A 26,071-nucleotide genomic window follows, 5' to 3' on the forward strand; every position below is an offset into this window, starting at 1 on the left:
TGGGCTCACTGCGTGTGTTAAAAGTCTATACACAGACGAAAATTCAAAGTGTTCCCACGTTTACCCATGTTGAGGATCATGCATGCAGGAACTTCATTCGTTAGGAAGCATCATAACGTCCATCCGACTAAAGAACAGCGCCTTTAGTCCACTTTCAGATCATGTGTATAGTATTAATCGGAAGCGCACCAAAAATCCTGCGCTCGATAATTTTCTCGGAGGGGTGCGTGCGTTATTTGAGGATTATGCCGAAACGTTCATGTTGGAGAACGAACTGACATTTACATCCCAAGACTGCTTAATAGAAGCTTGGGATCCGGCAGACCCATTTTTTATCCTTCTCCTCGTAAACTCGGCATCAGGGCACGTCGGCGATTATACGATAGAGCAGCTGCGTCAGGTACTGTTAGAGTTTACCTCGTCAATTCTGGAGTTCGGAGCGGATATTTTCTCACCGCCCTCGAGCAATCTTACCGCCCAGCAACGCAAGTTTGTGGGGGCGGCAGCCACAGAGTACCGTCGACAACATAAAAATCAGACAATCACCGCACCGTTTGAGTGTTCGTTTCCCAATTCAGGTCTCCAATCACTTCCCATTCAGGGCAAAATCAAACCGGCCCTATCGGAGGTCATAGACTCGAGTGACGAGGTTTTTCTGGCACTATCCGATGGGATCAAAGCGGACGATTTATCCATCTTTCTTCGGAAAATCAACGATATGGGGCAACCTCAGACGGACCGCACAGACACATACACCGCTGAACAGGAAAACCAGCTGCGCATCGCTGCTGAAGCTTTTCTCGCGCCCATCAAGGCTATTGAGGTAACCGTGTGCAAGAGACAAGACCTCAGAGGCGTTGTCAGACGCTACGTGAAGGATATCCGGCCAGTTACCGAGGGGGAGGTTCAGATAAGAATCGCTAGCAGTCAGTTGGCGCTGTAGAGCGCCACTGACTGTCGCCCTGGGCGGTACTGATGGTGCCGAGGTCTATTTGGATCAGTACACCGACAGCGAGAAATACCAGAGCGAGCTCAAAAGAATTGCGCACAATTCCAGTCTTAGATCGCGAGAGTATCAGGCCGCCATAGTCGGTCACGCGAGCATTCGTGCGTCGATCATTCATATACACCGGAAAGCCATCCAGGTTGAAGCTGATTGAGGAGTCCGGAAGCACATCGAAACCAGCAGCCCGCATTTCGGTCATGATCTCCGCGTGTCCATTTTTTGCAACAACCTTAAATTGACTACTCGGTACTTGAAACAAATCCGTAACGTGTTTTGCCAATGCGAAATGTGAAGCCTGGTACATGAGCAGCTGGCGATTTGGGCTCACCATGTAGCGAAGTTCATCCAGGTAATCGGCCGAGACACCGCTCCAACCAAGGACCTTTTCCTCACTTAAAGACTCAGCGTGATGGATCAATCTACTCCAGGCTTGATCCGAAAGGGTCTCCAGCAGAGCATTAGGACAATCCTCCCCCTTCAGTTTTACGTTTTTGTCAGTGGGTGAACTAAACCTCATGCGATCATTTGCGAGGTTGATGACCGACTTCAACTGTGCCTGAACGTTAGGATGAATCTTAATGAGCTCTGCGGCCCGCTCGTAGCGTTGCCCCAACCCCACAAGCCGAAGCGTTCTCAAGAGGGCACCTAGAGTAGGGGCCGGGTAATCCAGCGCAGTAACCATCTCCGGAGATGCTGTTGGCGGTCTCGTTGGCAGTTCGGAGATTTGAACAGCTCCGGGTAGTTTGTGGGTCCGCTGGTGGACAACCGGAGTCAACTGATCGATCCAATCCGTCACCAGGTGACAGTAATTTTTGAGCCCTGTACTCGGAAAGCGATGCCCCATCAAGCGGCCTGCTGCCATTGCACTGCGACGTGAGGCGCCAACCGCCTCACCCAGTATCAAACGTTTTAGGCCGGGATGATCGAGCGCGTCCGTCAGCTTATTCGACAGAGGGCTATCGAGGCCGAACAGCGCTGGAACAATCCGGTTGTAAAAACTGTGGCGACTGTGATGAAGAACCAGTGTGGGATTGCCCGTGACACTGCGAAGAATACGAATCAACGCTTCGGATATCCGCGGCGCAAGACTGGTGAGCACCGGAACCCCTTTGTCCGAGGTTTCACAGAGAATGGGCCGGTTGGTTTCTGGCCAGGCAATCGTTTGATAGCGGGCCAGAACACTATCAATGAGATCCTGCTCGATCTCAGACAGCGAGAAGAGCAAAGGCACAGCCCGGCGGCTTGGTTTGCTTTTCAGTTTTCGGTATTGATTATTTTGAACCAAAACCCAGCGGAATCGGTCGTCTTCGCACCAATCTCTGCGCAAGAGATTGATTGCCTCCTTGGCTCGCAAGCCAAATCGGTAGGTCATGAGAAGAACAAATCCCAGCATCCTCTTATCATCGACCTTCAGACTACAGTCTTCCTGAATGACCTGTTGCGCAGCCTGGTACTCAGTTTCAGTGATCAGCCCAGGGCTCACCGACCGATAATCACTGGCGATATCCAGCTCACCCCACTCAGGAGAGGCCACGCCGTACCGTGAGGCCCAATTAAAAAAATCCTTGAGTCTTTTCCCGAACGCTCCGGTGTACCGGGATGTTAGAGTTTTGTGCTCCAGCATTTCAGCGCACAGTTCCGTGATCTCATCGCTGTCTAGGCCCACCAAATCAACGTCATACAAAAGACCCCGAACCGCCGGGGACAACAAACTCCAATACGTCGTCAACGTATTCTTGGCGAAAGGATCAAATTGCTTTCGCCATTTAGCCTTTCCACGCCGAGCATGATCGGCAATCCATAGACCACTGAGAATCACGCTCGGGCTGATCAAGCCGCGGTAGTTCTCGCAAATCGTTTGAATACTTTTATCGCACTCAAGGGCTTTGGACTGTCTCGCTTCATAATCATTCAACGCAGCCGTAACGAGTTGAGTGAAGGTTTTGGCGTTTTCCTGGAGTCGAGTCTTATCGGTTTCCTGATCTCGTAGGCGCGTTGGAAGTCTTGACGGAGGTTCGGCAGCCTGAGCCTCGTCACTTGGCAAATCAATAACGCGGTCATGAAGGATGCGGGCGAAATCCCATAGAGAAACACTGGTGGGTGGCGCGCGGTCACTCAACGCTGCCGCAACGATGCCAGGCATATCAGCTAGGTTGGATTGATTGATGACATTGCACAGCCAGTCAATCAGTTCCAACATTGATGGATCAGGATGAACTGAATGGTTGTCATGATAGATCGCCAACAGGCCCTTGAATTCGGTTATCTCCTTGGGCGCCGGCAGAGTGGCTCCGTTCTTCTTACCCCGCCCGTGGGCCAGCAAGCTGGCGACCTTAAAACTGATCTCAAGCCTCTGAACCGGCGTGACGAAATCATCCGACGTAAGTGTTTCGCTGTACTCAAAGAAATACTGACGCTTGTGTTGAATCAGACGAAAATTCTCTCCCTTGATCACATCGAGCAATAACTGCTGGTATCCGAGCCGCTTTTCCACCGACAACAGCACGGCGCCCAGGCAAAGGGCACGGGTTTTCGACAGCTTCGCCTTGTAAGAGGATCTGTTTGTTAACTCAGCCCAGTGTTGCAAGCGGTCACACACCGTCAGAGACGCTGCAATGTCTGGACTCATCAATGATCGCTCATCGCTGACCTTGATGATCCGTTTTTTCAGTATTTTCTGCCTTGCTGCGCCAGAGGCCAGCGCGCCATCCCGTACTTTCTGGTCGCCACCTTCGGGCTCAGTTATAGAATCGGTCTCTTGCTCGGGTTGTGTCATGAGCTTGGTAAAGACCCGAAAACGAACACTGGCCTGCGGGTGCGGCAGGTGGTTTTCTCTCAGCAGCATCCGATTACTCAGCCGGACCAGTTCGTCATCACGGATTTCGTTGAGTGATCGCCCATTCAGGATCAGCTCAATATCTGCACGGGCTTGTTGAATCGCGGCTTTGAGTTTTTTCTTTCGCTCACGGGCTCTGGCTCTCTGCCCAAACACTTCGGGCTCTCTATAGCTTCCTGGTGGGGTTTCGGCTAGAAACAGCAGGGGAGGCTGCTGGACTGATGCTGGAAGCGCAAATGGCAGTGAACGGACCACCTGTTCAATCACTTCGCGATAGTTCTTAGCGTCTTCTGCCCAACATCGGGCAGAAAAATCACCATAACTTGCCGCCCCGCGTTCCGCATGCCCCATCCACCCTTCGATGACTTCCGGGTCAACCCCTTCTTTCAATAGCCGCTGGGCATACCTATGGCGAAACAAGTTATTGGGCAGCCCCCAGTCGAACAGCGAACAACCCAGATCAGCTGCATCAGCCATGGAGTGCCAGCGAAGATGATCATCAAGAAGAAAGAACAACGGTATGCTTGGCATGGCCGGACGTCCTTGGGCCGTTTCAGCAATTTGTTCCGCAAACTCTGGGCGGTGGGTACCGATAGCCTGACTCAAGTGGTTCAGATGATTAAGATAGAGCGTCAGCAACTCCATCGCAGCCTGCGGTAATGGCACCAAACGACCGTTATGAAGCCCGTCATCATTCTTGTCGTTGATGTAGACGCACTGGCGCGAGAACGAGAAGTGATTAATCGATTCAAACGGATCCCTCAACGGGCGGGCGCCGCTTGCAGCGTAAAGTGCCGTTACAACGTACTGGGCCAGCGTATTGTGATAAAAAACAAGCCCTCGTTCTCTTGCTTGCTCGAGCTTTTCCGTGGCTTGCTGAATTTCCTCGGACAGAACCGACTCAAGGGGGGCCAGAAGACTTCCCATCACATGAATGGAATCTTGCTCGTTGGGCCCTTGCGTTACTTCTAGCTGTAAGCCTTTTTCGATCGCTTTAACGTCCCAAGTAGCATAGCTACAAGCTCCCGGAAGTGCGCTTCTCGGGTGTGACGCTAACAACCGCGAAAAGCTGAAGTCTCCGCTTCGACCGAATAACTGCTGACCTTTGCATTGCGCCAACTTTGCGCTGGTGACCCGAGGAAAGTGCTTCTCAGCCTGGCCATTGAACCAGGTTTCCAGCTTGATCTCCGACAGCCTATTCCAAACCGCCCCTAGGGTTAGCTCCGTACTAGACTCGTTGGCATCAACCACCCACTCCAGGGACTGCTTAATCCTTTCTGGAACGATGATGGTTAGATCGTCACGGAATGGCTCGACGAGATTCCGACTAACCTCATCAGGACGCCACGCACTGTGGCGTCTCGGCGATCGCCGCTTCAGAAACATGAAGTCTGGGCTCAGACTCCATTCATCGGTCATCTCGGTTCCAATTGGTATTCGCTCAACCAGCTGAAGTGACCGAGATAACTGCATGGCTGCCCAAACCAGAACACCGCCAAACCGGTCTCTCCTGTCCATCGTTTGTAATGTGCGCTCAACCCAGGACTCGACCAACTGAACCTCAGGAGGCAAAAGGCTATCCCAGGTCCACGGCAGATAATGGGCCAGTTCCATCGTCTGCATGAACACACTTCCGGAGCTGAGAGTTTGCTGGGCGGCACTATCCGTTGGATCAACTTCGGTGACGTACGAAAAGGTTTCGCCCTCATCGTCATCAGAAACCGAGGGGATAACACTGTACGCCGAGTCTCCAGACTCGAAAGGCAACTCATCAATCGGGGAGGATTTGGATTTTAAATGGAGGGGAATCGCAGTGGTTTTTGCTGAAGTTCGCGATTCGATTTGGCGACACGAGCCGCTTGCTATGGAGAGTATCGCATTGAGAAATTCGTTATGGCTTTTCGGGCGAGACTTTACCTCCCTCATCACACCTGCCGCATTCTCCATTGCAGAGGTGAAGTTCTCAAAGGAATTTGGAGCGGAGCCGATCAGCTTCTTTGTTCTACCCAGCAACTCGTCGATTAATGCCCAACGACTGTCGAGCGAGTCGGCTTGTAAGAACCTGGCCGCACTGCTAACGGAGGTATCTGCAACACAACCAAAATCAATGAGCCGAATAGCTGCCTGAACAATGAGCCAGATCCTCAAGCGCCGTCGATTACAAAAGACTTCCTCATCCGTGTTAACGGCCAGCGGGTTAACAATCAAGCTCAACAAAAAAGTTCGGCTTGCGAGATCTTTGAACTGTCGCTTGTTCCTCTTAGCACCCCCGCCGTGCCCAATGCTGGGGTAGAGTTTGGGTAACCTTGAATCAGCGGCAAACTCGTCAGCGAATTTCTTCAGCTCGTGGACAACTGGGTTGAATGACCAGTCTGAGAGGATGGACTCGGATTCAGGATGCCGTAACTCCTGCGCCAGGTTTTCAAAGCCAACCGTGAACTCGTCTAAGCCTAGGATGTGGAAACTCAGCTCGACCGGAAACTCCAGTCCTTGATCTACCGCCCAATGACACAGGTCACCAAAGCGCTCTCCGAGCCTTAAGGTCATATTGTCCGCAACAGCCACCGAAGATCTGTGCCAATCCTGCGCCACTTCTTTTGTCATTGATTGCTCTTAATGCCATGGCGAAATTATGAGCAATCATCACTTATCATGTGATTTAATGCAATGTTAGGTGTTTTAGCGACTATTTATAAGTCGCTATTGCTGTCCTTCTCATAACCTCCAGCCCCCGCTACCAATAAAAAAGGCAGATCAGTACTAACTGATCTGCCTTTTTGCTTTTTGTATCCAAAAAATACGATTTACCGATCTGAAGGTCGCCGATGGGTGTGCCCGCCTGGTGGACGGCCCCTTAGTCAACAAACAGGAGCTTTTACATGTCCAGCCGGCTGCCCGCTTTCCTCCGCCCGTTACTGCAAATGGGCTTGATCCCCCAAATTACCATCGGCATTGTTGCCGGCATACTGTTGGCCATTGTTGCGCCAGAGGCGGCGCGGTCAGTATCGCTGCTTGGGCAATTATTCATTTCGGCTCTGACAGCCGTGGCGCCGATTCTGGTATTTGTACTGGTGGCGTCGGCTATTGCTGCCCATCAGAAGGGGCAACCTACCCACATTCGCGGGGTGTTGTTGCTGTATGTGGTTGGCACCCTGCTGGCCGCTGTGGTGGCCGTTGTTGCCAGCTTTGTGTTCCCCTCTGAGCTTACTCTGGATATGCCGGAAGTGGCCGGCAATCCGCCGGGCAGCATTGTTGAGATTCTGCAGAACCTGGTTTTGAGTGTGGTTACCAATCCGGTCACGGCACTGATGGATGCGAACTTCATTGCCATTCTGGCCTGGGCTATCGGCCTTGGGTTGATGTTGCGACAGTCCGGCGATGCTACCCGGTCGGTTCTGAACGATTTGTCTGACGCTGTTTCCGGTATCGTGAAGCTGGTCATCCGGCTGGCACCTTTGGGCATTTTTGGCCTTGTCGCCAATACCCTGGCGGAGTCTGGTGTGGCGGCCCTGCTCGAGTATGGTCATTTGCTGGCCGTGATTGTGGGCTGCATGCTGTTTGTGGCGCTGGTGACCAATCCATTGATCGTCTTTGCTTACACACGCAGGAACCCGTACCCCCTGGTGTTTACCTGCCTGCGGGGGAGCGCGATTACCGCCTTTTTTACCCGCAGTTCGGCCGCCAATATTCCGGTCAATCTCAACCTGTGTGAGCGCCTGAAACTCGACCCGGACACCTACGCGATTTCTATCCCGCTGGGGGCAACCATCAATATGGCCGGAGCAGCCATTACCATCTCGGTGATTACCCTGGCCACAGCCCATACGCTCGGCATTCCGGTTGACTTGCCAACGGCGCTGCTGCTTTGCGTGGTATCCGCGGTTGCAGCCTGCGGCGTGTCCGGAGTGGCAGGTGGTTCCTTGTTGCTGATTCCTCTGGCTACCAGTCTGTTCGGCATCTCCGCCGAGGTTGCCATGCAGGCGGTGGCCATCGGGTTTGTAATCAGCGTGGTGCAGGATTCCACTGAAACGGCCCTGAATTCCTCCACCGATGTCCTGTTTACCGCAGCCGCCTGCCATGCGGCGGAGGATCGGGTGTGATGGTGGATCCTACTGGCCGCAATCTGATTTTCATCGGCATGCCCGGCAGTGGCAAAAGCACCATTGGTGTGCTGGTGGCCAAGCGCCTTGGCATGGGGTTCATCGACACCGACCTGCTGATTCAGGAGCAGGCCGGCCGTACCCTGCAGGAGATTGTTGATCAGGACGGCTATGTGGCCTTGCGTCAGATCGAGGAGCAGGTGCTGCTGGCGCTGGACGTTCACAATCAGGTTATCAGTACCGGCGGCAGTGCAGTGTACAGTGATGCTGCAATGCAGCATTTGAAGCGCAACGGTACTGTGGTGTTCCTGGACATTTCACTGGAGACGGTGATTCACCGTATTGGCGATTACAGCCTTCGGGGGATTTCACGGCGGCCGGACCAGTCTCTGGCCGAGTTGTTCGAGGAGCGTTTCGCGCTTTATACCCGCTATGCAGACCTGACCATAAAAGGGGAGGGCTTCAATCAGGACCAGTTGTGTGAGGCTATTATCCGCAAGCTCTGAAGGTATTTGTCCGGGGGACAGATTACGGCAGGTTTGCCCGCCAGTGTTTCACTCGTACCTGGTCCTTGATGGCGTCAATGACTTCCAGAATCAGGTTGATCAACGCCTCTTGTTCCTGGTCTGCTCCTTTCTCTTCTCCCGGCTCCGGCAGCATCACGTTCACAATATCTTCGATAAAAGCGTGATTGCTGGAAGACGCCAGATCTTCCAGGATCTGGTGGATCACGTTTGCAACAATATCGCCAACGGCATTTTCCAGCGTGTCCTGTATGGTTGGGCCAACCACCGGCAGGTATTTCAGTCTCGACAGTTCAAGATTCTGCTTCAGGGCGTTGTCTACACGGTCTTCCAGATAGACTCGCAGGGCACCTCTATTGGGAATATAGCCGTGCTGCGCAGCCAGGGCGACGCGTTCCGATAACCAATCCGACAACATGGACCGTCTCGGGAACAGAATGTCAGTCTGGATACGTTCGAACAGGGGCGAACCACGCTTTACCTCATCCTGAACGCCGCTCAGAACCTTCAGAACAATCCGGTCTGATAACTCTTCCATGAAGGCTTCGTAGTAGAACGACACAAACTGGTACAAGCGAGTGCTGGTGAAGTCAATGATCTTGTATTGGTGCAGGCGGTAGATGATCGAAATGATCCGCAGCGCCCGCAGGAAGCGGAAGCCGCCAACGGGGATGCAGCCCACCAGATCGTACCAGTGTATGAACGGGTAGAAATACCAGCGGTCGTAGACCTTGGCTTTGACGGAGTAGCCCCAGCGGACAAAAAACTCGGTCAGGAAGATGGAGACGAAGATCAGATCATAGAAAATAAAGCGTTCATGGATCGGCTGGTAGATCGCATTGACGGCGGGGAGGTTTTCTTCCAGCAGGTTCTGAACCGCAACGAAACTGTATATCGAATCCCAGATGATAAAGGCCAGGTTGATGATCAGTAGGCCCAGCATCAGGAAATCGATAAGGAACCAGATCAACTGATGGCTGGACCGAAGGTTTTCGCGGTTAATCCTGAGCATCCGGGCTACCTGTCATTGGTCAGGGGCATAATATAAGTCCCTGACAGGTTAGCTTATTTCAGCTCGGAGGACGACTTTCCGAGTAATCGTCGGGCGATGATCAGAAGCTGGATCTGCTGGGTGCCTTCGAAAATATCGAGTATTTTGGAGTCCCTGGCCCATTTCTCGAGCAGTTCCGTTTCCTGGTACCCCAGTGATGCACACAGCTCTACGCAGCGGAGCGTGATCTGGTTACCCACCCGGCCGGCCTTGGCTTTGGCCATGGACGCTTCTTTGGAGTTGGGTTGGCCGTTGTCGGCCATCCAGGCGGCTCTGAGCGTCAGTAGCCTGGCGGCCTCCAGTTCCGCTTCCAGCAAATGCAGTTCCCGGACAGCGGCGGTGGTTGTCCAGCTTTGTTGCTGGTAGGCCAGGTCCAATCCTGCTGTCTTCAGAATTTCCTGAGTGCGCTCCAGGGCGGCCCGAGCCACTCCGATGGCCATTCCAGCGACCACCGGTCGGGTGTTGTCAAAGGTTTGCATGGCGCCGGCAAAGCCTTTGTCCACGCTGATCTCGGGATCACCCAGCAGGTTTTCTTTCGGAACCCGGCAATTGTGAAAACGGATAGCGGCCGTGTCTGAGGCGCGGATTCCCAGTTTCTTCTCCAGTCGCTCCACGGTCATTCCTGGTGTCCCTTTCTCCACCACGAACGACTTGATCGCGGCCCGGCCCTGGGATTTGTCGAGTGTGGCCCAGACCACAACGGCATTGGCCCTTTCACCGGCGGTCACATAGATCTTCTCACCGTTAATAATATAGTGGTCGCCGTCTTTGGTGGCCGTCGTCCGAATGGCGGCGGAATCCGAACCGACACCGGGTTCGGTGATCGCCATGGCTGCCCAGGTCTTGCCAAACTGTTGAAGCTGTTGCTCGTTGGCAACGGCGGCAATGGCGGAGTTACCCAAACCCTGGCGAGGGATGGACAGAGCCAGGCCAACGTCGCCCCAGCAGAGTTCCGTGAGACCCAGAACGGTTTTCATGTTGGTGCCATTCTGGTTGCCGGTGCCGGTGTCTCCGGCGGAGCGGGCCAGGCGGCCAGCCCCGGCACCACCATCGGCCGCGCCATCGTTCATGCCGTCCATGATGGAGGCGAACATATCCAGTTCCTTGGGATAGGCGTGCTCGGCGCGGTCATAATGTCGGGAAATCGGTCGGAAAACTTCCCGGGCCACCTGTTGGGCCTGATGAACAATCGGTGCAAACTTTCCAGGAATGTCGAGATTCATAGCGAATGTCCTTGGTGTCAGGCGTGAACGCCGCCATGGTGAGTGGCGGTGGAGCGAAGATCCCGATACCAGCGCTCTACCGGGTGTTCTTTGACAAAGCCGTGGCCACCGAGCAGTTGGACACCGTTGGTTCCAATCTCCATGCTTTTCTCATTGCATAGCAAACGGGCCAGGCAGCTTTCCCGGTGGAAGCTTCGGCCGGTTTCGGCCCTACTGGCGGCGCGCCAGGTGAGCATGCGCATACTGTCGGTCTCAATGGCCATGTTGCTGATCATGAACGCCACCGATTGCCGGTGGCTGATGGGTTCGCCAAAAGCCTGGCGGTCGTTACAGTAGGGAATGACATAATCCAGCACGGCCCGCGCTGTACCGATGGCCAGGCCGCAGCGCATCAGGGCGGCTCTGTCGATGAAAGCCTGAAAACAGAAATCGTCATCGCCGAGCAGTGCGTCGGCCGGTACGTCCAGGTTGTCGAACCGGACTGAGGTGGCCTCCGCCGCGCGCAACCCCATCCCCGGGGTATCCGCTATTGCCAAGTTTAGGCCAGCGGTTTCAATAATAAAGACCCGGGGTGTGCCATTGAGGGCAGCCGAGACCAGCAACAACTCGCACTCGGCGCCTGCAATCACAAACGATTTTTCGCCGTTAATCCGGTAGCCCTGGTCGGTCTCGGTAGCCGTGGTGGATGGTTGCATTGGGTCAAGCAGCGGCGTTGGTTCGTCAATGGCGAGACTGGCCACCGGAGGCGTATCCTCGCAGAAGGCCGGCAGATAGCGGGACTGTTGCTCTCCATTGCCCCAGCAACTGATCGCCTGGGCGACACTGAAGGGTGCCAGTAGCCGAATTGCCAGAGCCATATCGCCCCAGGCCAGTTGCTCAGCAATCAGCACGCTGGTCACCGGTGACTGCTGTTCGGCCACCCCACCGAATTCGCTGGGTACCGCGTACATGGGCAAGCCAAGGGCAGCGGCCTCGTGTTTAACGGCTTCAGGCAATCGGCCCTGTTCATCGGCCTCCTGGGCAGCGGGCCTGAGGACATCCCGGGCCAGGCGTTTCAGGCTGTCGACAATCATTTGCTGGTCGTCGTCCAGGCTAAGGTCAAACAGGTCGCCTGGGGCCCCGGGTGGCAGTCGCTTCCGGGGTAGCCAGTTGCGAACCCGTTTGAACTCACGACCCGCCAGGGCAATGGTCCGGAAACCGGTCCGAGTGCCTTGGTATGCCGTACGTTCAAGGGGAGATCTCAAGCCCAGCCGATCGAGCAAAGGGTTGCCGGATATCCGGTTCATGATCGAGAGTGCAAGTCCGATTGGATCCCTGGTCACGCTGAACTCCTGAGGTTGTCTGATTGATCGCACCACGTGGAACCGAGCATGGCTCCGGAGGTCACAATGGCCATTGGCAGGTGTAGCATTCCCTGATGGCATTGTGGTCAATTGTGATTTTGGCGCGCCAGGCGTAGAAGCGCGCATCCGCTATCGGTAAACTCACCCCCTGACTCAGGGATTCGTCAATCATCCAGGTGGGAAACCCAAACACCGCATGCTGTTACCCCGACATCACATACAGAGAATCCTGAAGCTGACCGGGCTTGCGGTGCTGTTGAGCGCGTCTGCCAGCCATGCCAGTCAGGTCAGGGTTGAGGTTGAGGGCGATCACAGTGACTTGAGAGACAATGCCCGGATTTTTGTGGGTGAGGTAGAAGGCCGCTCAGCCGATGGCCTGCGCCGTTACGCCTCCACGGCGATAGCCCAGGTTGAACAGGCCATTCGGGCCCTGGGGTACTACAATCCGGTGATCACATTTGAAGTCACTGAAAATGCGGATGGGCTGGCCGAGCTGGTGTTGACGGTTGTGCCGGGGGAGCCCGTCCGCATTCGTTCCAGGTCAGTGCTGATCGAGGGGCCAGGCAGTGAAGATCCGGCACTGGTTGATCAGATTCCGAAAGAGCCGGCGGAAGGAGATGTGCTTCATCATGGCCGCTACAACACGCTTCGGCAGGCCATACAGAATCGGGCGCGACGTCTGGGTTACTTTGACGGTGAGTTTGTGACCCGCCGACTGGAAGTAGACCCGTCCGAGAATCACGCAGATATTACCTTGCACTACCGTACCGGAGAGCGGTATCGCCTGGGCGCGGTTACCTTCCTGGAAGGCCACGGTTTTGACGAAGGTTTACTGAACCAGTTTGTGACCTTTGAACCAGGCATTCCTTTCCACGCCGATGAAGTGGCGAAGCTCAACGGCGATCTGTCCAACAGTGGTTACTTTTCCGGTGTGGATATTGATGCTTCACCGAACCGGGCAGAGGATGGAGTGATACCGGTGGATATTGGCCTTACCCCCAGGCCGCCCCGGTCGGTAGGCGCCGGTGTTGGCTTCTCAACAGACGTTGGGCCACGCTTTCGGGGCAACTGGCGTGAGCACTACATTAATCCAATGGGGCATCGCCGTGGCGCAGACACGGAGCTTTCGGAGCTGCGTCAGAATGTCAGCGGCTGGTACGAACTTCCACTGGATCCCCCAATGTCGGACTCCCTACGGTTGGGCGCGGGTTACCAGCGGGAGCATATCGAAGACGTGGAATCGGAACGGCTGACGCTGGGGCAACAGTGGCGGCATCGGCTGGATACCGGCTGGATGCAGGTGTTGTCCATTCGATGGGAAGGCGAGCGCTTCAAAATTGGCGAAGATGAGCGGGGCAACTCCAGCCTGTTGCTGCCGGGGCTCAGTTACTCCAAACTCCAGGCCAACTCGCCCCTGGACCCGTCCCGGGGCTACCGATTGCAGTTTGATGTGACCGGTGCCCACCGTGCAATCATTTCCGACGCGGACATCCTGCACGTGAATGTGCTGGCCAGGGGGCTGTATACCCTGGCTGATAATCACCGGTTCCTGACCCGTTTCAACTTTGGTGGGGTGGCGACCAACAGTTTTTCCGATGTGCCGCCCTCATTGCGCTTCTTTGCCGGTGGTGATCAGAGCGTCCGGGGCTATGGTTATGAAACCCTGTCGCCCCGTGATGACAACGGTGTAGCCGTCGGTGGCCGTTTTCAGCTGGTCGGTGGTGTCGAATATCAGTACGAGTTTGTCCGGAACTGGCGGGTGGCGGCGTTCGTCGACAAGGGCAACGCGGTGAATGATGTGTTTGACCGGCTGGCGACAGGTGCCGGCCTGGGGATTCGCTGGGTGAGCCCGGTAGGGCCGCTGCGTCTGGATTTGGCGAAAGGCCTGGACGAAGAGTTTGGCGGCGGCTGGCGTATTCACTTTTCCATGGGGCCAGAGCTGTGACCGATCATCCACCGGTGCCACCAGAGCAGGCTGAAGGTCAGCCGAAGAAACACAAAAAGCCGCTGCGCCGGCGCTGGTGGTTCTGGCTGTTGCTGGTCGTCACATTGTTGCTGTTTTTGCCCCTGGTGCTCGTTGGGCTGATTTTGCTGGCCCTGCATACCGAAAAGGGAACGGCCTGGACCATTGATCAGATTCCCGGGTTGCAAACCGAGGCCGACCGAGGCTCCCTGCTTGGCCAGTGGCAGGCCGACCGCCTTGAATGGCACGGCTATGGTGTAGGCGTGGTGGTTGAGGCTCCGGAAGTAGACTGGTCTCCGACTTGCCTGTTCGAAAAAACCATCTGCCTGGACACGCTCAAGGCCGATCGGATTGCAGTGACCCTGCAGCCCTCTGAATCTGATGATGAAAGTTCCGGTGATATCAGCCTTCCCAGGATTAACCTGCCGCTGGCAGTGGTGATCGGGGATGTTGCCCTGGGGCCGCTGACTGTCAATGACGGAGCCATCTGGGACCGGTTTGAGCTGCAATCCCGGGCCTCCGGTGCCAGCCTGGAGCTTGAACACGTGCTGTATCAGCTGGACGAGATACGGGTATCGGCGAGTGGTCGCGCTGACATGCGGCGGGATTGGCCCCTGGATATTGATGTTGACGTATCCTTGCCGCCGCCATCGGGAGATGACTGGCAGATCACCGTTAACCTGGGTGGCAGCGTCAGGGACTTGCGGTTGCGAGGTGCCAGTAGTGGTTATCTTAATGCGAATATACAGGGGCAGGTTCAGCCGCTGGAAAGCCGTTTGCCAGCGTCCATCAGACTCGAATCCGAGCGTTTTCTTGCCCATCATGATCTTCCGGAAACACTGACGCTGAAGAACTGGCGATTAACCCTTGACGGTTCCCTGGCCAACGGTTTCAGGACCCGCACCCAGGCGCTACTACCGGGTACCGAGGGTGATATCCAGACTTCTATCCAGGGATTGGTCACCACAGAGAAGGTGACAGATCTGGTACTGTCCATGGCCGGCCCGGAACGGGAGGGCGGTGAGCCACCCGGAACCCTGGAGGTGCAGGGCGAAGCCTCCTGGGCCGATGGTCTGGCCGCTGATGTGGGGCTGGCCCTGGACCGCTTTCCCTGGTACAGCCTGGTGCCGGAGCTGGACGAGCCTCCGGTTTCGCTGAACCGTCTGGAAGGTCGGGCAAGTTACCAGGAAGACCGCTACCAGGCGGATCTTGACGCCCGGGTTGCCGGTCCCCTTGGGGACGCCGAGCTGAAGGCCCGCCTTGATGGCGATACGCAGGCTGTCCGTATCACCCAGCTCGACATGACGACCGGAGCGGGTTCCCTGTCTGGAGAAGCCGAGCTCGATTTTTCTTCCCAGCTGGCTTGGCAGGCTGCCCTGGTTCTGGATCAGTTCAATCCGGGCTATTGGGTGCCTATGCTGGAGTCCCGGTTGGACGGCAACGTAACCAGTGAAGGCCGGCTTCAGGACGATGCATTGCCCCGAATGTCGGCGGGCTGGAATCTGCAGGGACGATGGCAGGGGAACAATGCTCGCGCCCGGGGCCAGTTGGTCAGTGACGGTCGCGAATGGCAATTGGATGATCTTGTGCTTGTCGTGGGTGAGAACCGTGTAGAAGGGCAGGGTCGTTACGGCAGCCAACTGGCAGGTAACTTGTCCATCCTGTTGCCTGAACCGGCGATGTTTGCCGAAGGTCTGGCTGGTGAACTGGAAGCCAGCCTGCAGTTTGCTGGCACCGTGGATGATCCCACCGCCGAGCTTGTCATGGCTGGCCGCGGATTGAGCTGGCAGGATCTGTTGCAGATTGAGGCCGTGGATCTTGATGCCAGTCTGGCCACAGGCGGTGTGCTGGATGCAGCACTGGAGATTAATGAGATTCGTGCTGCCGACCAACAGCTGGAGAACGTGTCCCTGCGCCTTGAAGGTACCCGGGATGAGCATCAGCTAACAGTCAATGCCAGCCACAGTGAGGCGACCCTGCTTGCCGTATTCGCCGGCGCCCTGGGTGAGAGCCTGGATGCCTGGCAGGGTGCACTGAACCGTGGTGAAATCGACATACCCGGACCGGGCCAGACGTGGCAACTGGAGTCTCCCGCTGACCTTGCCTACACCGAAGAAGGCAACCTGAGCCTCGGCGCTCACTGCTGGCGCTGGCAGGAAAGTTCGGTGTGCGCTGACGATCAGCAGCTATTGCCGGATGCCCACATCGCCTTCCAGATTCGCCAGTTTCCGACAACGGCCCTTGAGCCACTGTTGCCTGATACCTTCCGATGGAGTGCGCACCTGGATGCCGACGTGGATCTGTCGCTGACCGACGCAGGGCCGGATGGCAGAATCACACTGGATGCCGGTGAGGGAACCTTCGAATTCCTGGTGCTGGATGACTGGGAAACCCTGAGTCATGAGCGCCTGACCGTTGATGCCCGTCTTCAGCCCAGCATAGCTGAGTTGTCAGTTGCCCTGCGAGGGCCGGAACTGGGCGATTTTAATGCCGAGCTGGCGGTTGACCCGATGGCTGAAGAGCGACCGGTACAGGGCCGTTTCAGCCTGAACTCACTGGATCTGGCTTTTGCATCCGCCTTCGCTGGGGTGGAAGAGATTGGAGGTCAGGTTAACGGCCAAGGCGAGATTACCGGCCCATTGTTACGCCCCATGATTCATGGCGAGCTGGCTCTTACGAATGGTCGTTTTTACGATCCGGGCCTGCCACTCCCACTGAATGATGTGGTTCTGGTGCTCGAGTTTCTCGGGGATTCCGCTGATATCAGCGGGCGCTGGAACAGTAACGACCGCAGTAGCGGGCAACTTTCGGGGATGATCAATTGGCAGCAGGAGCCAGAGATTGAGCTGTCGATTGTTGGCGACAGGCTGCCGGTGAATTTCGAACCCTATGCCCGGGTTGAAGTTGGGCCAGACCTCACCATCGCTTTCCGCAGTGGTGAACTCTCGGTGTCGGGGCGTGTGGAAGTACCCCGTGGTGAGATCGAGATCAAGGGGCTTCCGGAGTCAGCGGTTTCTATCTCCGAAGATGAGGTGATTGTCGGAGTTGAAACCGAGGAACCGACCATCCGGCGTATGGTGATGGACGTGACTGTGGTGGTCGGCGAAGACCGGGTAGCGTTTGATGCTTTCGGTGTGACCGGGAATCTCGAGGGGACCCTGCGGATTGGCAACGACATGGATACCCGGGGTGCGCTACAACTGGTGAATGGCCAATACCAGGCATTTGGGCAGGATCTGGAACTGCGGCGAGCGCGAATCCTGTTTGTTGGTGCCCTGACAGAACCCTACCTGGACATCGAGGCAGTGCGCAGGGTAGACACTGTTGTTGCCGGTATCAGGCTTAGCGGCCCCGTGAACGCCCCTGAAACCGAGGTATTCTCAGAACCCTCCATGCCCCAAAGCGATGCGCTGTCCTACATCATTCTGGGCCGCCCGCCTCAAAGCCGCGGTGACGACGGTCAGATGGCGCAAGCTGCTCTGTCGCTGGGGCTGACCCAGGCAAGCCGCCTGACCCAGGGCATTGGAGACGAGTTGGGCATTCGCAATCTCACCCTGGAAACCGAAGGTTCCGGGGATGAGGCTTCGGTGGTGGCCAGCGGATACATAACCGATGAATTGAGCCTGAGGTACGGCGTCGGGATATTCGAACCGATCACCACGGTCGCACTGCGTTATGATCTGGGCCGGTATTTCTATCTGGAGGCGGCCAGTGGCCTGGCCGCCTCGCTGGATATCTTCTACACCCGGGATTTCTGATCGACGGTTGTTAATCCAGGTTGAAGGTGGCGTTGACGCTGGCCTGGATTTCCCGGGGGGCGATACTGGAAACGGTGTCGCTGGCGGCTCTTGCTTCCGCCATCATCATGGGCATCGGGCGGTGCCCGCCATTGATGTTGATGGTTTTGACCTCACCACAGGTTTTGCCCAACTGTTCCGCCACAAAGGCACACCGGCTGCGGGCATCCTCGATTGCCCTCGCCAGTGCCTGGCGTTGCAGGCGCTCCTCGTCGGAATGGAAGAATTGGTGTTCGCTCAGATGGTATTGCAGACCAGCCTTGTGGGCCTGTTCCAACAGGGGGTTCAGAAGTTCAAGATTGTCGATGGAAAAGCTGACCGTCTGGCTTGCCACCGCCATTCTCTCCGGTTGTTGCCCACGCTCCTGAACCGGTAGCGACCGGGTGTACAGGTTAACGTTGGCGTCTGAGTAGTCCACCAATTGGTCGCGCATGCCCTGTATGGCCTTGCGCCATTGCTCCATGGTCTCGGAAAGGCGATCAGATGCCCGCTCTGGCAGGTTGTGCTCGGCACTGGCGGTAAATTGCAAACGGGCGCTGTCCGGAGTGTAGCGAACGCTGCCCTCGCCACTCAGGCTCACTTCGCCAGCGGAAACGGCCAGTGGTGCCAATGAGGCCACGAACACCGTTGCGGCCAGTGCTTTGGTGTATTTTTTCATGATCAGTCTCCTTGTTGGCCAAAGGCCATATCTTGGCTTTGCAGCCGCTCCAGTTTCCGAGCCCGGGCGGCATGCACAAAGTGGCTGAAAATCCGCCGGTGGCCGGTGTGATACAGCAGGTATTCCGGATGCCACTGAACCCCCATCAACCATTGTTGCCCGGTGTTTTCGATGGCCTGCACAAACAGGTCGTTGTCCAGTGCCGTTACCCTGAGATTCCGCCCCAGGTGTTTAATCGCCTGGCTGTGAATACGGTTCGCACCAATCAGGGTGCTGTGCATCAGCCGGCCTATCCGGCTGTCCTGGACCAGCTGGACCGTTTGAAGGGGGAGCAGCAAAGGGCGGTGACGGGTTTTCATTCGCAGCGGGGTCACGTTCTGACACAACGACCCACCATGAAAGACATTGATGAACTGGGCGCCGCGGCATATACCCAGTACCGGAATGTCTATTTCCTCGGCTTGCTTGAGCAGCCTGAAGTCGGTTTCGTCCCGTTTCAGGTCGTATCTTGCGGTCACTTGTGGCTGTTGGTCATAGCGGTTGGGGTGTACGTGGGTGCCGCCAGACAGCACCAGGCCATCGAGCAGGGAGACGTCCGTGCTGGATCCGGGGCGAATGTAGTGCGTGTGGGCGCCATGCAGCCGCAGGCCCAGATTGATCAGTCTGTGGGCGGTGCTGCGCCTGGCGGGGCCGCTGATGCCAATGGTGATCCCCGGCGATTCTGGTGCTTCTGAGGTCTCAGACATAACCGCGCTGTTTAAGCCATTGTTCCGTGGTGTCGCGCCATGAGCGGGTGAGATTGCGAAAACTGAATTTCCGGGCTTCGCGGAACAGTTCCCTGAGTTCTTTCAGGTGCTCTGGATGGTTTGCGATTCGCTCCAGTACCACCCAGTCGTTCCAGACCGTGGAAAAATGCCATCGGGGGTTGTCGATATCGCAATCGGGTAACCGGTAGTGCAGAGTCGGCCGGCTCTTGATTCTCGGGTCGTCCACATAGTCTTGCAACAGCTCTGAATCCAGGTGTGCAAACAGTGGCAGAAGGTCCAGGGCCTTGTTCCGCGTTGGGTTGAAGTTCAGGTAGTCTTTCATCAGCGAGGCCTGGTCGGGAGCATAATCTTCCGCCATCAGCATATCCGTGTAACGGCTGCTCCAGGGCTCGATGTAAGTGGTAAATTTTCGGCTTATGTCAATCTGATGCCGGGATTTGAGCCAGTCATAAAGTGCCGCGAAGGCCTGCAGGTAGGTGACAATGGTTGCGGGTTCCAGGTCCGGCAGTTCGGGATTGAGTTGCAGGCCGAAAGCAAAGTAAATCGCTTCCCGGCTGCCTTCCGCGCCAAGGTCGCGCAGCTCGTCTACCAGTTCTTCGATCAGACCCAGTCTGAAAAAGGGCAGAGGTGGGCCGACAATCTCAAGAGGCACAATGCGCTCGGCGGCAAAATCGATGACATCCATGGCGTGGGTGCCCAGTTCGCGGATTGACTCGGGCAGGCGTTCGTCCGCCAGGTCAAGATCCTTCACGGGGTCAGAGTCCAGCTCAATGGTGAAGGTTCCGGCGTCAGTCTCCAGGCGGCTGACATAACGCGACTCCAGCTCTGGGGTGCCTTTGAGCAGGCGGGCGACATGCTCGACCAGCTCATCGTAGCCCAGGCCGGAGAGTTCAATCTCCACGCCAACTCTACGCTCTTCTCCTTGATGATTACGAAGCCGCTCCGGCATCGCACAACGCTCTGTCGAATTCATTGGCACCTTGCATCCATATAATTCGCGGACTTAAACCATAACACACCGATATGCAGCGGCCCGATTACATGACAGAAAATTTCAATCGGGCTTTACACTGGATAAAACACTGTATATAGTCAAATCACTGTATATAAAACCAGGATGAAAAACCCGGAGTACATGCATGAAGCTGACCGCGCGACAGTCCCAGGTGCTGGATATCATCCGGCGGTACGTAGACGAAACCGGTTACCCGCCAACGCGGGCAGAAATCGCTGCCGAACTGGGGTTCCGCTCCGCCAATGCGGCAGAGGAGCACTTGCGGGCCCTGGCCAGGAAAGGCGCCATCGAAATGGTGCCCGGTGCCAGCAGGGGGATTCGACTGCCGGAAGTGGAGCAGGACCCGGGGTTACCGGTTGTCGGCCAGGTTGCGGCGGGCAGCCCGATTCTCGCCCAGGAACACATTGAAGAGCACTGCACTTTGCAGCCGGAATTTTTCTCGCCATCCGCCGATTACCTGCTCCGGGTGCGCGGCATGAGCATGAAAGACATTGGCATTCTCGACGGTGATTTGCTCGCAGTACATCGCACTCAGGATGTCCATAACGGGCAGGTGGTTGTGGCCAGGGTTGGTGAAGAAGTGACGGTAAAGCGGTTTCGCAGGGACGGCTCAAAGGTCTGGTTGATTGCGGAAAACGAAGAGTTTGCCCCGATTGAAATTGATCTGGCCGAACAGGAGTTGTTTATCGAAGGTCTGGGTGTGGGCGTGATCCGCCGATCAGATTTGCATTGATAACCAGCAATAAGAAACGATTAGCGCAGGTAGGTGAGCAATGGAACAGTTAAGCTTCACTCAGAACATGGCGTTCCAGCCGGCGGCCATCATGCCCGCCCGCACGGTGTCTACAGGAAAAGCACGGTCCACAGCCCTTCACTCATCGTCAGACGTCGGTCGGGGAACCAGGGATTTTGGCGGTAACGTGACGGAAATTATTCTTCCTGAAGGCCAGGTAGAGAACGTCCAGTTGCTGCTCCCTATGCTCACCCAGCTGAACCAGGAGAAGCGCTGGCTGGCACTGATTGACCCGCCACAGTCCCTGGTTGGCAAGTGGCAGAAAATGCACGGTATTGTGGCCAGTGAGTTGCTGGTATTGCGCTCAACCAACGATTACTCAGCACAGCAGCTGGCTGAGCGTGCTTTGAGTGCCGGTACCTGTCATGCGGTGGTGCTCTGGACTAACAAGCTCGGGCGTTCAGCCTTTGAGTCCCTTCAAAAGGCTTCGGCGCAAGGTAGCAGCCACGGCGTGGTGCTGCGTCATCGGTAAAGGAGTTCAGTGGAGGGTGTATTGGGGCTGGGGTTCGGCCAGATCATTGTCGTCATCGTCCCAGTCAATATCGTGTGCGATATTGCCGGCGGCCTCAATCCCTGCCGCAATCATCGCCTTGGCTACGCTCATGTCACGGTCTTCCATCATTTCCCTGGCCTCCTGCGAGAAGGAAATGCGCACCAACGGCGCTGCGTCGTCATCAATGCGGCGCAAGGCGTAGTCGCCATTGGCAAGTTGTACGATTTCAAAAAACGATGGTGACATTCGTTCAACCTTTGTCTTGGTGTATTCGATTCGGTGTGGGAATTTAACCAACAGGGTGGGGCTACCACTCGCTGTGTTGTTCCTCAAGCCGTTTGGCCAGTTCAGTCATGGCCGTCAGGGTCTTTCTGAGTGTGGCGGCGGACCGGTCCGGGCCCTGTTCGACTGAAACCGCGATGATATTCTCTTCGGTAACATTCTTGCGTGTGGTCGGAGGCTGGCTCAAAGCCGATTCAACCTGATCAAGATGGTTCCACCAGCTTCCCGATGTGTCCGCCAGTTCTCTCAAAAGCCGGGTCTCGTGTACCTCGTAAGGAAACAGTGTTTCCAGTTCTGCCAGTGTCTGCGGTTTTTCGGCTTTGTGCTGATGGTATCGCGCAATCATCACCAGCAGCGTTCGCCTTGCCCGTAGCAGGAGCTCGGCGGAGCCCTGAGACAGCGCTTCCGTTTCCGCAGCGGAGCGCTTGGTGTCCGACTCAAGCCTGGCGAGTAAGGTGTTGGCCAGAAAAAGCTTTTGGGCTACCAGTGAGTACCATTGTGATGCCATCTACCACCCGCACTACGTGAGCGTTCAAGAGTCCAATTAGAACAACCGCCAGAGTCTATCATTTTTGCGCGCAAATTTCTCCTCCCCTGGGCTCCCCGTAATAGCTGCATTTCACAAGAAACTACAAACAATCACTTGAAACGGTCGTTTGAAACTGGCAAAAAGGCGCACAGATTGAACAAGCTTTGATCGTCTTGTGGTCCATTATTGGAGGTAATAAGGATGCGGAACCGGATAATTGCTGCTATTGCAGCGGCGGTATTGGGGTGTTCAGGTCCGGCCTTGGCAAAGGTGTCGCCGGCAGAGGCCGAGCGTTTGAAGAATGATCTCACGCCGGTGGGTGCAGAGCGGGCGGGTAACGAGTCTGGCACCATTCCGGCTTGGACTGGCGGGTTGGCTTCACCCCCGGCCAATTGGCGCGAAGGCACCGTAGAGATTAACCCGTTCCCGGAAGACGAAGCGCTGTACGTTATTACCCGTGACAATCTGGACCAGTACCGGGACATACTGTCGGACGGCCACATTCAGATGCTGGAGCAATACGGCCCGGAATTTTTCATGCCGGTGTACCAGGCCCGCCGAACAGCAGCGTTCCCCGAGCATGTCTACGAGAAGTTTTACCACAACGCACTGACAGCTGAACTTCTGGATAACGGTAACGGTGTTCGAGACACCATCATGACCAGTCCGTTCCCCATTCCACAGAACGGCCTGGAAGCGATCTGGAACCATATTCTCCGGTACCGGGGTGAGGAACTGTCGTTCCGCAGTGCATCGGCTACGCCGCAGCGGGACGGCTCGTTCAACCCGGTCGTTAACCAGTACGACTATTTCTTCGCCTACAGTCGCCCCGGTGCTGAGCTGGAAGACATTGATAACAAGATTTTCTACCTGAAAACCGAAACTGTCGCGCCGTCCAGCCTGGCTGGCACTATTACCCTGGTTCATGAAACCCTTGACCAGGTTCGCTCACCGCGACTGGCATGGCGTTACGATTCCGGTTCCCGCCGTTTGCGCCGGTCCCCGAATCTGGCCTATGAGACGGATCTGCCGAACTCATCGTCACTGCGTTCAGTCGACCAGAAGGACATGTACAACGGTGCCCCTAACCAGTACGACTGGGAACTCAAGGGCAAGCGTGAACTGATCGTTCCCTACAACGCCTACAAACTGCACGATGAAAGTGTTCGTCCAAATGACGTGATCCGGCCGAACCACATCAATCAGGACCTGACCCGATACGAGCTTCACCGGGTGTGGGTAGTCGAGGCGAAGCGACGCACCGGCATCAGCCATATCTATGATCGCCGCGTTTACTACATTGATGAGGACAGCTGGCAGATTCTGGCCACGGAAGAATATAACGAGGCTGGCGAACTCTGGCGTGTATCCGAAGCCCACAACATTGTCTATTACAGTGTGCCGGTCTTCTGGACCACCATGGAAATGACGTATGATCTGAAAGCACAGCGTTACTACATCGATGGCCTGGATAACGGCTACCCGGCCTATAATTTTGAGCCTGGGTATCGGGGCAACGAATTTACCGCTGCCGCCGCCCGCAGGGCCGCGCGCCGGTAAACCTTCCCCGGGTGCTGCCTGCTTATGGGCAGCACCCGCCTCAACCGACTGCCAGGCTCCGACATCCTGTTGAAATGTGGAGTACATCCCATGGCAGAACCCCAGGCTCTTCTTGAAAGTCTTGATCAACTCCGGTCCGAGCTGGACCAGGCCCTCGCTGCCCAGGACTGGGAGCAACTTGCGGAACTGAATGCCCGCGTTAAACCCGCAATTGAACCGTTAATGCGGGAGCTGGAACAGGGGCGCATCGATCCGGCCCTGATCAGGGACCGCCTGGACGCTTTGAATCAGTTCGTGGAAGCGGCAAACCAGGCTGCGGTCAAGGCCCGGGATGAAGCCCGGGAATCGCTCAAGGGCGTCAATGAAAACCGTACGGCGGCCCGTGCTTATCAGAACGTTTCAACAAACCGCCAAAGATAGCGTCATAAAATTGACTCCTGAGCTTATACAGTCTTAAATACCGCACAAATTCCCAAAGAGATTCTCGTGAATGTCCAAAAATAACAAAGTGCTGGTGCTGAGTGAGGATGACTCCAGGCGCAGGGACCTGATCACCATTCTCGAATTTGTCGGCGAAGAGCAGGTGCTGGCCGGTGACGAAGCATTGGCGCTTTTGGAGAGTGACGACGAGCAGACCAAAGAAAGTATCGGCGTAGCCGTGATCAACGGCGAAGAAGCCGCCAGCACCGCGCATGTTCAGAGGGTGTGCAAACTGGCCCAGGGGCTACCGATTCTTCTGGTGGGTGACCCGGACCTCAAGGGCGTGTCAGAAGACGATGCGAACCGCATTATCGCCAGGATGGAATGGCCCCTGAACTACACCAAGTTTGTGGATTCACTCTACCGGGCCCAGATCTACCACGACCAGTTCAGTCGCAGCAAGGAGCGGGGGCAGCAGCGGGGTGTTCAGTTGTTCCGCAGTCTGGTGGGCACCAGTCGCAAGGTTCAGCAGGTGCGCCAGTTGATGGAACAGGTGGCTGATAAAGACGTCAGCGTTCTGATCACCGGTGAATCCGGCACTGGCAAGGAAGTGGTCGCCCGTAACCTGCATTATCATTCCTCCCGCCGGGATAAGCCTTTTGTGCCGGTCAACTGCGGCGCCATTCCCGCAGAGTTGCTGGAGAGCGAGCTGTTCGGGCATGAGAAAGGAGCCTTTACCGGCGCCATTACCGCCCGGGTAGGGCGTTTTGAGTTGGCCGAAGGAGGCACCCTGTTCCTGGACGAAATCGGGGATATGCCGCTGAACATGCAGGTTAAGATTCTGCGGGTGTTGCAGGAGCGTACCTTTGAGCGTGTGGGCAGTAACCGTACCCAGTCTGCTGATGTGCGGGTGATTGCCGCCACTCACAAGCATCTCGAAGACATGATTGAATCCGGCGATTTCCGGGAAGACCTCTATTACCGTCTCAATGTATTTCCCATTGAAATGCCGGCGCTGCGAGAGCGGGTTGAAGACATACCGTTGCTGATCAATGAGCTGATCTCCCGGATGGAGAAAGAGAAGCGCGGCTCACTGCGGATGAACTCCGCTGCCATCATGAGCTTGTGTCGCCATGACTGGCCGGGTAACGTGCGGGAGCTGGCGAACCTGGTGGAGCGTTTGGCGATCATGCATCCCTACGGCGTGATTGGTGTGCAGGAGCTGCCCAAGAAGTTCCGCTACGTGGACGACTATGACGAGAATCGTCCGGTAGAGGACACCGGCATGCCATCGGCCATTCCCGGCCTGGTGGGGCTGGATGCGCCGGCCCTGTTGCCGGTGAACGGTATCGATCTCAAGGATTACCTCTCCAATCTGGAGAAGCAGCTCATTCAGCAGGCGCTTGATGAAGCTGCCGGCGTAGTGGCGCGGGCGGCCGAGAAACTCAGAATCCGCCGTACCACCCTGGTGGAAAAAGTCCGAAAATACGGCCTTCGGGAAGAGTCAGACGAAGGTTGATCGCTCCCCCTGAGCGGCGTCAAAGGTTTGTAACCTTCGGCGCCGTTCGCATTTCTGACCGACGGAAACTTGTCGGTCTCCAGTTTGTATTTTTCTTAACACTCTAAAAAATATAACAAAATTCAAGTTGGCACAGTGTTGGCTTTACCAAACCTGAACGAAAGATCCGTTGGCCCGGTCAGGGCTCGTCAG

At 56.1% G+C, this 26,071-nt stretch carries 19 protein-coding genes; 10 read left to right on the plus strand and 9 right to left on the minus strand.

Annotation, left to right across the window (positions count from 1 at the left end):
• Window positions 1-82: 82 nt before the first annotated feature.
• The gene (locus ACNSOI_RS07250; RefSeq protein ID WP_420195471.1) at window positions 83-943 is read left to right on the plus strand and encodes a hypothetical protein; all 861 of its coding nucleotides are present in this window, start codon (window positions 83-85) and stop codon (window positions 941-943) included.
• On the opposite strand, the gene ACNSOI_RS07255 is transcribed toward ACNSOI_RS07250, so the two are convergent.
• Window positions 921-6,446 carry a hypothetical protein gene (locus ACNSOI_RS07255; protein ID WP_420195472.1) on the minus strand — a complete coding sequence of 1,842 codons (5,526 nt, stop codon included), beginning with the start codon at window positions 6,444-6,446 and terminating at the stop codon, window positions 921-923. The two genes, ACNSOI_RS07250 and ACNSOI_RS07255, sit on opposite strands and share 23 nt — an antisense overlap.
• 275 nt (window positions 6,447-6,721) lie before the next feature.
• Between ACNSOI_RS07255 and sstT the strand changes: the two genes are divergently transcribed.
• Together sstT and ACNSOI_RS07265 are read left to right on the plus strand one after the other, a co-directional pair.
• Window positions 6,722-7,942, plus strand: coding sequence for a serine/threonine transporter SstT (sstT, locus tag ACNSOI_RS07260; RefSeq protein WP_106695377.1), 1,221 nt, complete (start codon window positions 6,722-6,724; stop codon window positions 7,940-7,942).
• Window positions 7,942-8,448, plus strand: coding sequence for a shikimate kinase (locus tag ACNSOI_RS07265; protein ID WP_106695378.1), 507 nt, complete (start codon window positions 7,942-7,944; stop codon window positions 8,446-8,448). The genes sstT and ACNSOI_RS07265 overlap by 1 nt, the downstream gene beginning before the upstream one ends.
• Window positions 8,449-8,470: 22 nt before the next feature.
• On the opposite strand, the gene ACNSOI_RS07270 is transcribed toward ACNSOI_RS07265, so the two are convergent.
• Genes ACNSOI_RS07270 through ACNSOI_RS07280 form a run of 3 tightly spaced genes read right to left on the minus strand, consistent with a single transcriptional unit; the run spans window position 8,471 to window position 12,062 of the window.
• Window positions 8,471-9,478, minus strand: a complete 1,008-nt coding sequence (locus tag ACNSOI_RS07270; RefSeq protein WP_286254677.1) for a hypothetical protein — start codon at window positions 9,476-9,478, stop codon at window positions 8,471-8,473.
• Between the two features lie 53 nt (window positions 9,479-9,531).
• Window positions 9,532-10,740 (minus strand): acyl-CoA dehydrogenase family protein, encoded by a 1,209-nt coding sequence (locus tag ACNSOI_RS07275; protein WP_420195473.1) that lies wholly within the window; start codon window positions 10,738-10,740, stop codon window positions 9,532-9,534.
• Between the two features lie 17 nt (window positions 10,741-10,757).
• Window positions 10,758-12,062 (minus strand): acyl-CoA dehydrogenase family protein, encoded by a 1,305-nt coding sequence (locus tag ACNSOI_RS07280; protein WP_420195474.1) that lies wholly within the window; start codon window positions 12,060-12,062, stop codon window positions 10,758-10,760.
• A gap of 217 nt (window positions 12,063-12,279) precedes the next feature.
• Between ACNSOI_RS07280 and ACNSOI_RS07285 the strand changes: the two genes are divergently transcribed.
• The gene (locus tag ACNSOI_RS07285) at window positions 12,280-14,028 is read left to right on the plus strand and encodes an autotransporter assembly complex protein TamA (protein ID WP_106695382.1); all 1,749 of its coding nucleotides are present in this window, start codon (window positions 12,280-12,282) and stop codon (window positions 14,026-14,028) included.
• Window positions 14,025-17,804 carry a translocation/assembly module TamB domain-containing protein gene (locus tag ACNSOI_RS07290; RefSeq protein WP_420195475.1) on the plus strand — a complete coding sequence of 1,260 codons (3,780 nt, stop codon included), beginning with the start codon at window positions 14,025-14,027 and terminating at the stop codon, window positions 17,802-17,804. Before ACNSOI_RS07285 ends, ACNSOI_RS07290 begins: the two co-directional genes overlap by 4 nt.
• Before the next feature lie 10 nt (window positions 17,805-17,814).
• Here ACNSOI_RS07290 and ACNSOI_RS07295 read toward each other — a convergent pair whose 3' ends face one another.
• Genes ACNSOI_RS07295 through ACNSOI_RS07305 form a run of 3 tightly spaced genes read right to left on the minus strand, consistent with a single transcriptional unit; the run spans window position 17,815 to window position 20,241 of the window.
• A complete protein-coding gene (locus ACNSOI_RS07295; RefSeq protein ID WP_152437743.1) occupies window positions 17,815-18,501 on the minus strand; it encodes an SIMPL domain-containing protein in 687 nt (228 codons plus the stop codon).
• Window positions 18,502-18,503: 2 nt separating this feature from the next.
• A complete protein-coding gene (locus ACNSOI_RS07300; RefSeq protein ID WP_286254685.1) occupies window positions 18,504-19,247 on the minus strand; it encodes a gamma-glutamyl-gamma-aminobutyrate hydrolase family protein in 744 nt (247 codons plus the stop codon).
• On the minus strand, window positions 19,240-20,241 hold the full coding sequence (locus ACNSOI_RS07305; RefSeq protein ID WP_286254687.1) for an amidoligase family protein: 1,002 nt from the start codon (window positions 20,239-20,241) through the stop codon (window positions 19,240-19,242). The genes ACNSOI_RS07300 and ACNSOI_RS07305 overlap by 8 nt, the downstream gene beginning before the upstream one ends.
• Window positions 20,242-20,407: 166 nt before the next feature.
• Here ACNSOI_RS07305 and lexA point away from each other — a divergent pair, with 166 nt between their 5' ends.
• Both lexA and ACNSOI_RS07315 read left to right on the plus strand, forming a co-directional pair.
• A complete protein-coding gene (gene lexA / locus ACNSOI_RS07310; RefSeq protein ID WP_058090186.1) occupies window positions 20,408-21,016 on the plus strand; it encodes a transcriptional repressor LexA in 609 nt (202 codons plus the stop codon).
• A gap of 40 nt (window positions 21,017-21,056) precedes the next feature.
• Complete coding sequence (locus ACNSOI_RS07315) at window positions 21,057-21,548, plus strand: cell division inhibitor SulA (protein ID WP_138436616.1); 492 nt, start codon at window positions 21,057-21,059, stop codon at window positions 21,546-21,548.
• Between the two features lie 6 nt (window positions 21,549-21,554).
• Here ACNSOI_RS07315 and ACNSOI_RS07320 read toward each other — a convergent pair whose 3' ends face one another.
• Both ACNSOI_RS07320 and ACNSOI_RS07325 read right to left on the minus strand, forming a co-directional pair.
• Window positions 21,555-21,815 carry a hypothetical protein gene (locus ACNSOI_RS07320; protein ID WP_072677681.1) on the minus strand — a complete coding sequence of 87 codons (261 nt, stop codon included), beginning with the start codon at window positions 21,813-21,815 and terminating at the stop codon, window positions 21,555-21,557.
• Window positions 21,816-21,876: 61 nt separating this feature from the next.
• Complete coding sequence (locus ACNSOI_RS07325) at window positions 21,877-22,359, minus strand: DUF6586 family protein (protein WP_286254693.1); 483 nt, start codon at window positions 22,357-22,359, stop codon at window positions 21,877-21,879.
• Window positions 22,360-22,581: 222 nt separating this feature from the next.
• On the opposite strand from ACNSOI_RS07325, the gene ACNSOI_RS07330 reads away from it, so the two are divergent.
• The 3 genes from ACNSOI_RS07330 to ACNSOI_RS07340 all read left to right on the plus strand — a co-directional run bounded on the left by ACNSOI_RS07330 (window position 22,582) and on the right by ACNSOI_RS07340 (window position 25,879).
• The gene (locus ACNSOI_RS07330) at window positions 22,582-23,940 is read left to right on the plus strand and encodes a DUF1329 domain-containing protein (RefSeq protein ID WP_286254695.1); all 1,359 of its coding nucleotides are present in this window, start codon (window positions 22,582-22,584) and stop codon (window positions 23,938-23,940) included.
• 90 nt (window positions 23,941-24,030) lie between these two features.
• Window positions 24,031-24,360, plus strand: a complete 330-nt coding sequence (locus tag ACNSOI_RS07335; RefSeq protein WP_420195476.1) for an SOS cell division inhibitor — start codon at window positions 24,031-24,033, stop codon at window positions 24,358-24,360.
• A 70-nt stretch (window positions 24,361-24,430) separates the two neighbouring features.
• A complete protein-coding gene (locus ACNSOI_RS07340) occupies window positions 24,431-25,879 on the plus strand; it encodes a sigma-54 dependent transcriptional regulator (protein WP_061331801.1) in 1,449 nt (482 codons plus the stop codon).
• The last annotated feature ends 192 nt before the right edge of the window (window positions 25,880-26,071 follow it).

This window comes from Marinobacter sp. GH_1 (assembly GCF_048595985.1).
Lineage (GTDB): Bacteria > Pseudomonadota > Gammaproteobacteria > Pseudomonadales > Oleiphilaceae > Marinobacter > Marinobacter shengliensis.

What these genes read in the sequence shown, in the direction of transcription:
- ACNSOI_RS07250 (WP_420195471.1), top strand. Translation starts at nt 83, where the DNA reads ATGCAGGAACTTCATTCGTTAGGAAGCATCATAACGTCCATCCGACTA.
- ACNSOI_RS07255 (WP_420195472.1), bottom strand. Translation starts at nt 6,446, where the DNA reads ATGACAAAAGAAGTGGCGCAGGATTGGCACAGATCTTCGGTGGCTGTT.
- sstT (WP_106695377.1), top strand. Translation starts at nt 6,722, where the DNA reads ATGTCCAGCCGGCTGCCCGCTTTCCTCCGCCCGTTACTGCAAATGGGC.
- ACNSOI_RS07265 (WP_106695378.1), top strand. Translation starts at nt 7,942, where the DNA reads ATGGTGGATCCTACTGGCCGCAATCTGATTTTCATCGGCATGCCCGGC.
- ACNSOI_RS07270 (WP_286254677.1), bottom strand. Translation starts at nt 9,478, where the DNA reads ATGCTCAGGATTAACCGCGAAAACCTTCGGTCCAGCCATCAGTTGATC.
- ACNSOI_RS07275 (WP_420195473.1), bottom strand. Translation starts at nt 10,740, where the DNA reads ATGAATCTCGACATTCCTGGAAAGTTTGCACCGATTGTTCATCAGGCC.
- ACNSOI_RS07285 (WP_106695382.1), top strand. Translation starts at nt 12,280, where the DNA reads ATGCTGTTACCCCGACATCACATACAGAGAATCCTGAAGCTGACCGGG.
- ACNSOI_RS07295 (WP_152437743.1), bottom strand. Translation starts at nt 18,501, where the DNA reads ATGAAAAAATACACCAAAGCACTGGCCGCAACGGTGTTCGTGGCCTCA.
- ACNSOI_RS07300 (WP_286254685.1), bottom strand. Translation starts at nt 19,247, where the DNA reads ATGTCTGAGACCTCAGAAGCACCAGAATCGCCGGGGATCACCATTGGC.
- ACNSOI_RS07305 (WP_286254687.1), bottom strand. Translation starts at nt 20,241, where the DNA reads ATGAATTCGACAGAGCGTTGTGCGATGCCGGAGCGGCTTCGTAATCAT.
- lexA (WP_058090186.1), top strand. Translation starts at nt 20,408, where the DNA reads ATGAAGCTGACCGCGCGACAGTCCCAGGTGCTGGATATCATCCGGCGG.
- ACNSOI_RS07315 (WP_138436616.1), top strand. Translation starts at nt 21,057, where the DNA reads ATGGAACAGTTAAGCTTCACTCAGAACATGGCGTTCCAGCCGGCGGCC.
- ACNSOI_RS07320 (WP_072677681.1), bottom strand. Translation starts at nt 21,815, where the DNA reads ATGTCACCATCGTTTTTTGAAATCGTACAACTTGCCAATGGCGACTAC.
- ACNSOI_RS07325 (WP_286254693.1), bottom strand. Translation starts at nt 22,359, where the DNA reads ATGGCATCACAATGGTACTCACTGGTAGCCCAAAAGCTTTTTCTGGCC.
- ACNSOI_RS07330 (WP_286254695.1), top strand. Translation starts at nt 22,582, where the DNA reads ATGCGGAACCGGATAATTGCTGCTATTGCAGCGGCGGTATTGGGGTGT.
- ACNSOI_RS07335 (WP_420195476.1), top strand. Translation starts at nt 24,031, where the DNA reads ATGGCAGAACCCCAGGCTCTTCTTGAAAGTCTTGATCAACTCCGGTCC.
- ACNSOI_RS07340 (WP_061331801.1), top strand. Translation starts at nt 24,431, where the DNA reads ATGTCCAAAAATAACAAAGTGCTGGTGCTGAGTGAGGATGACTCCAGG.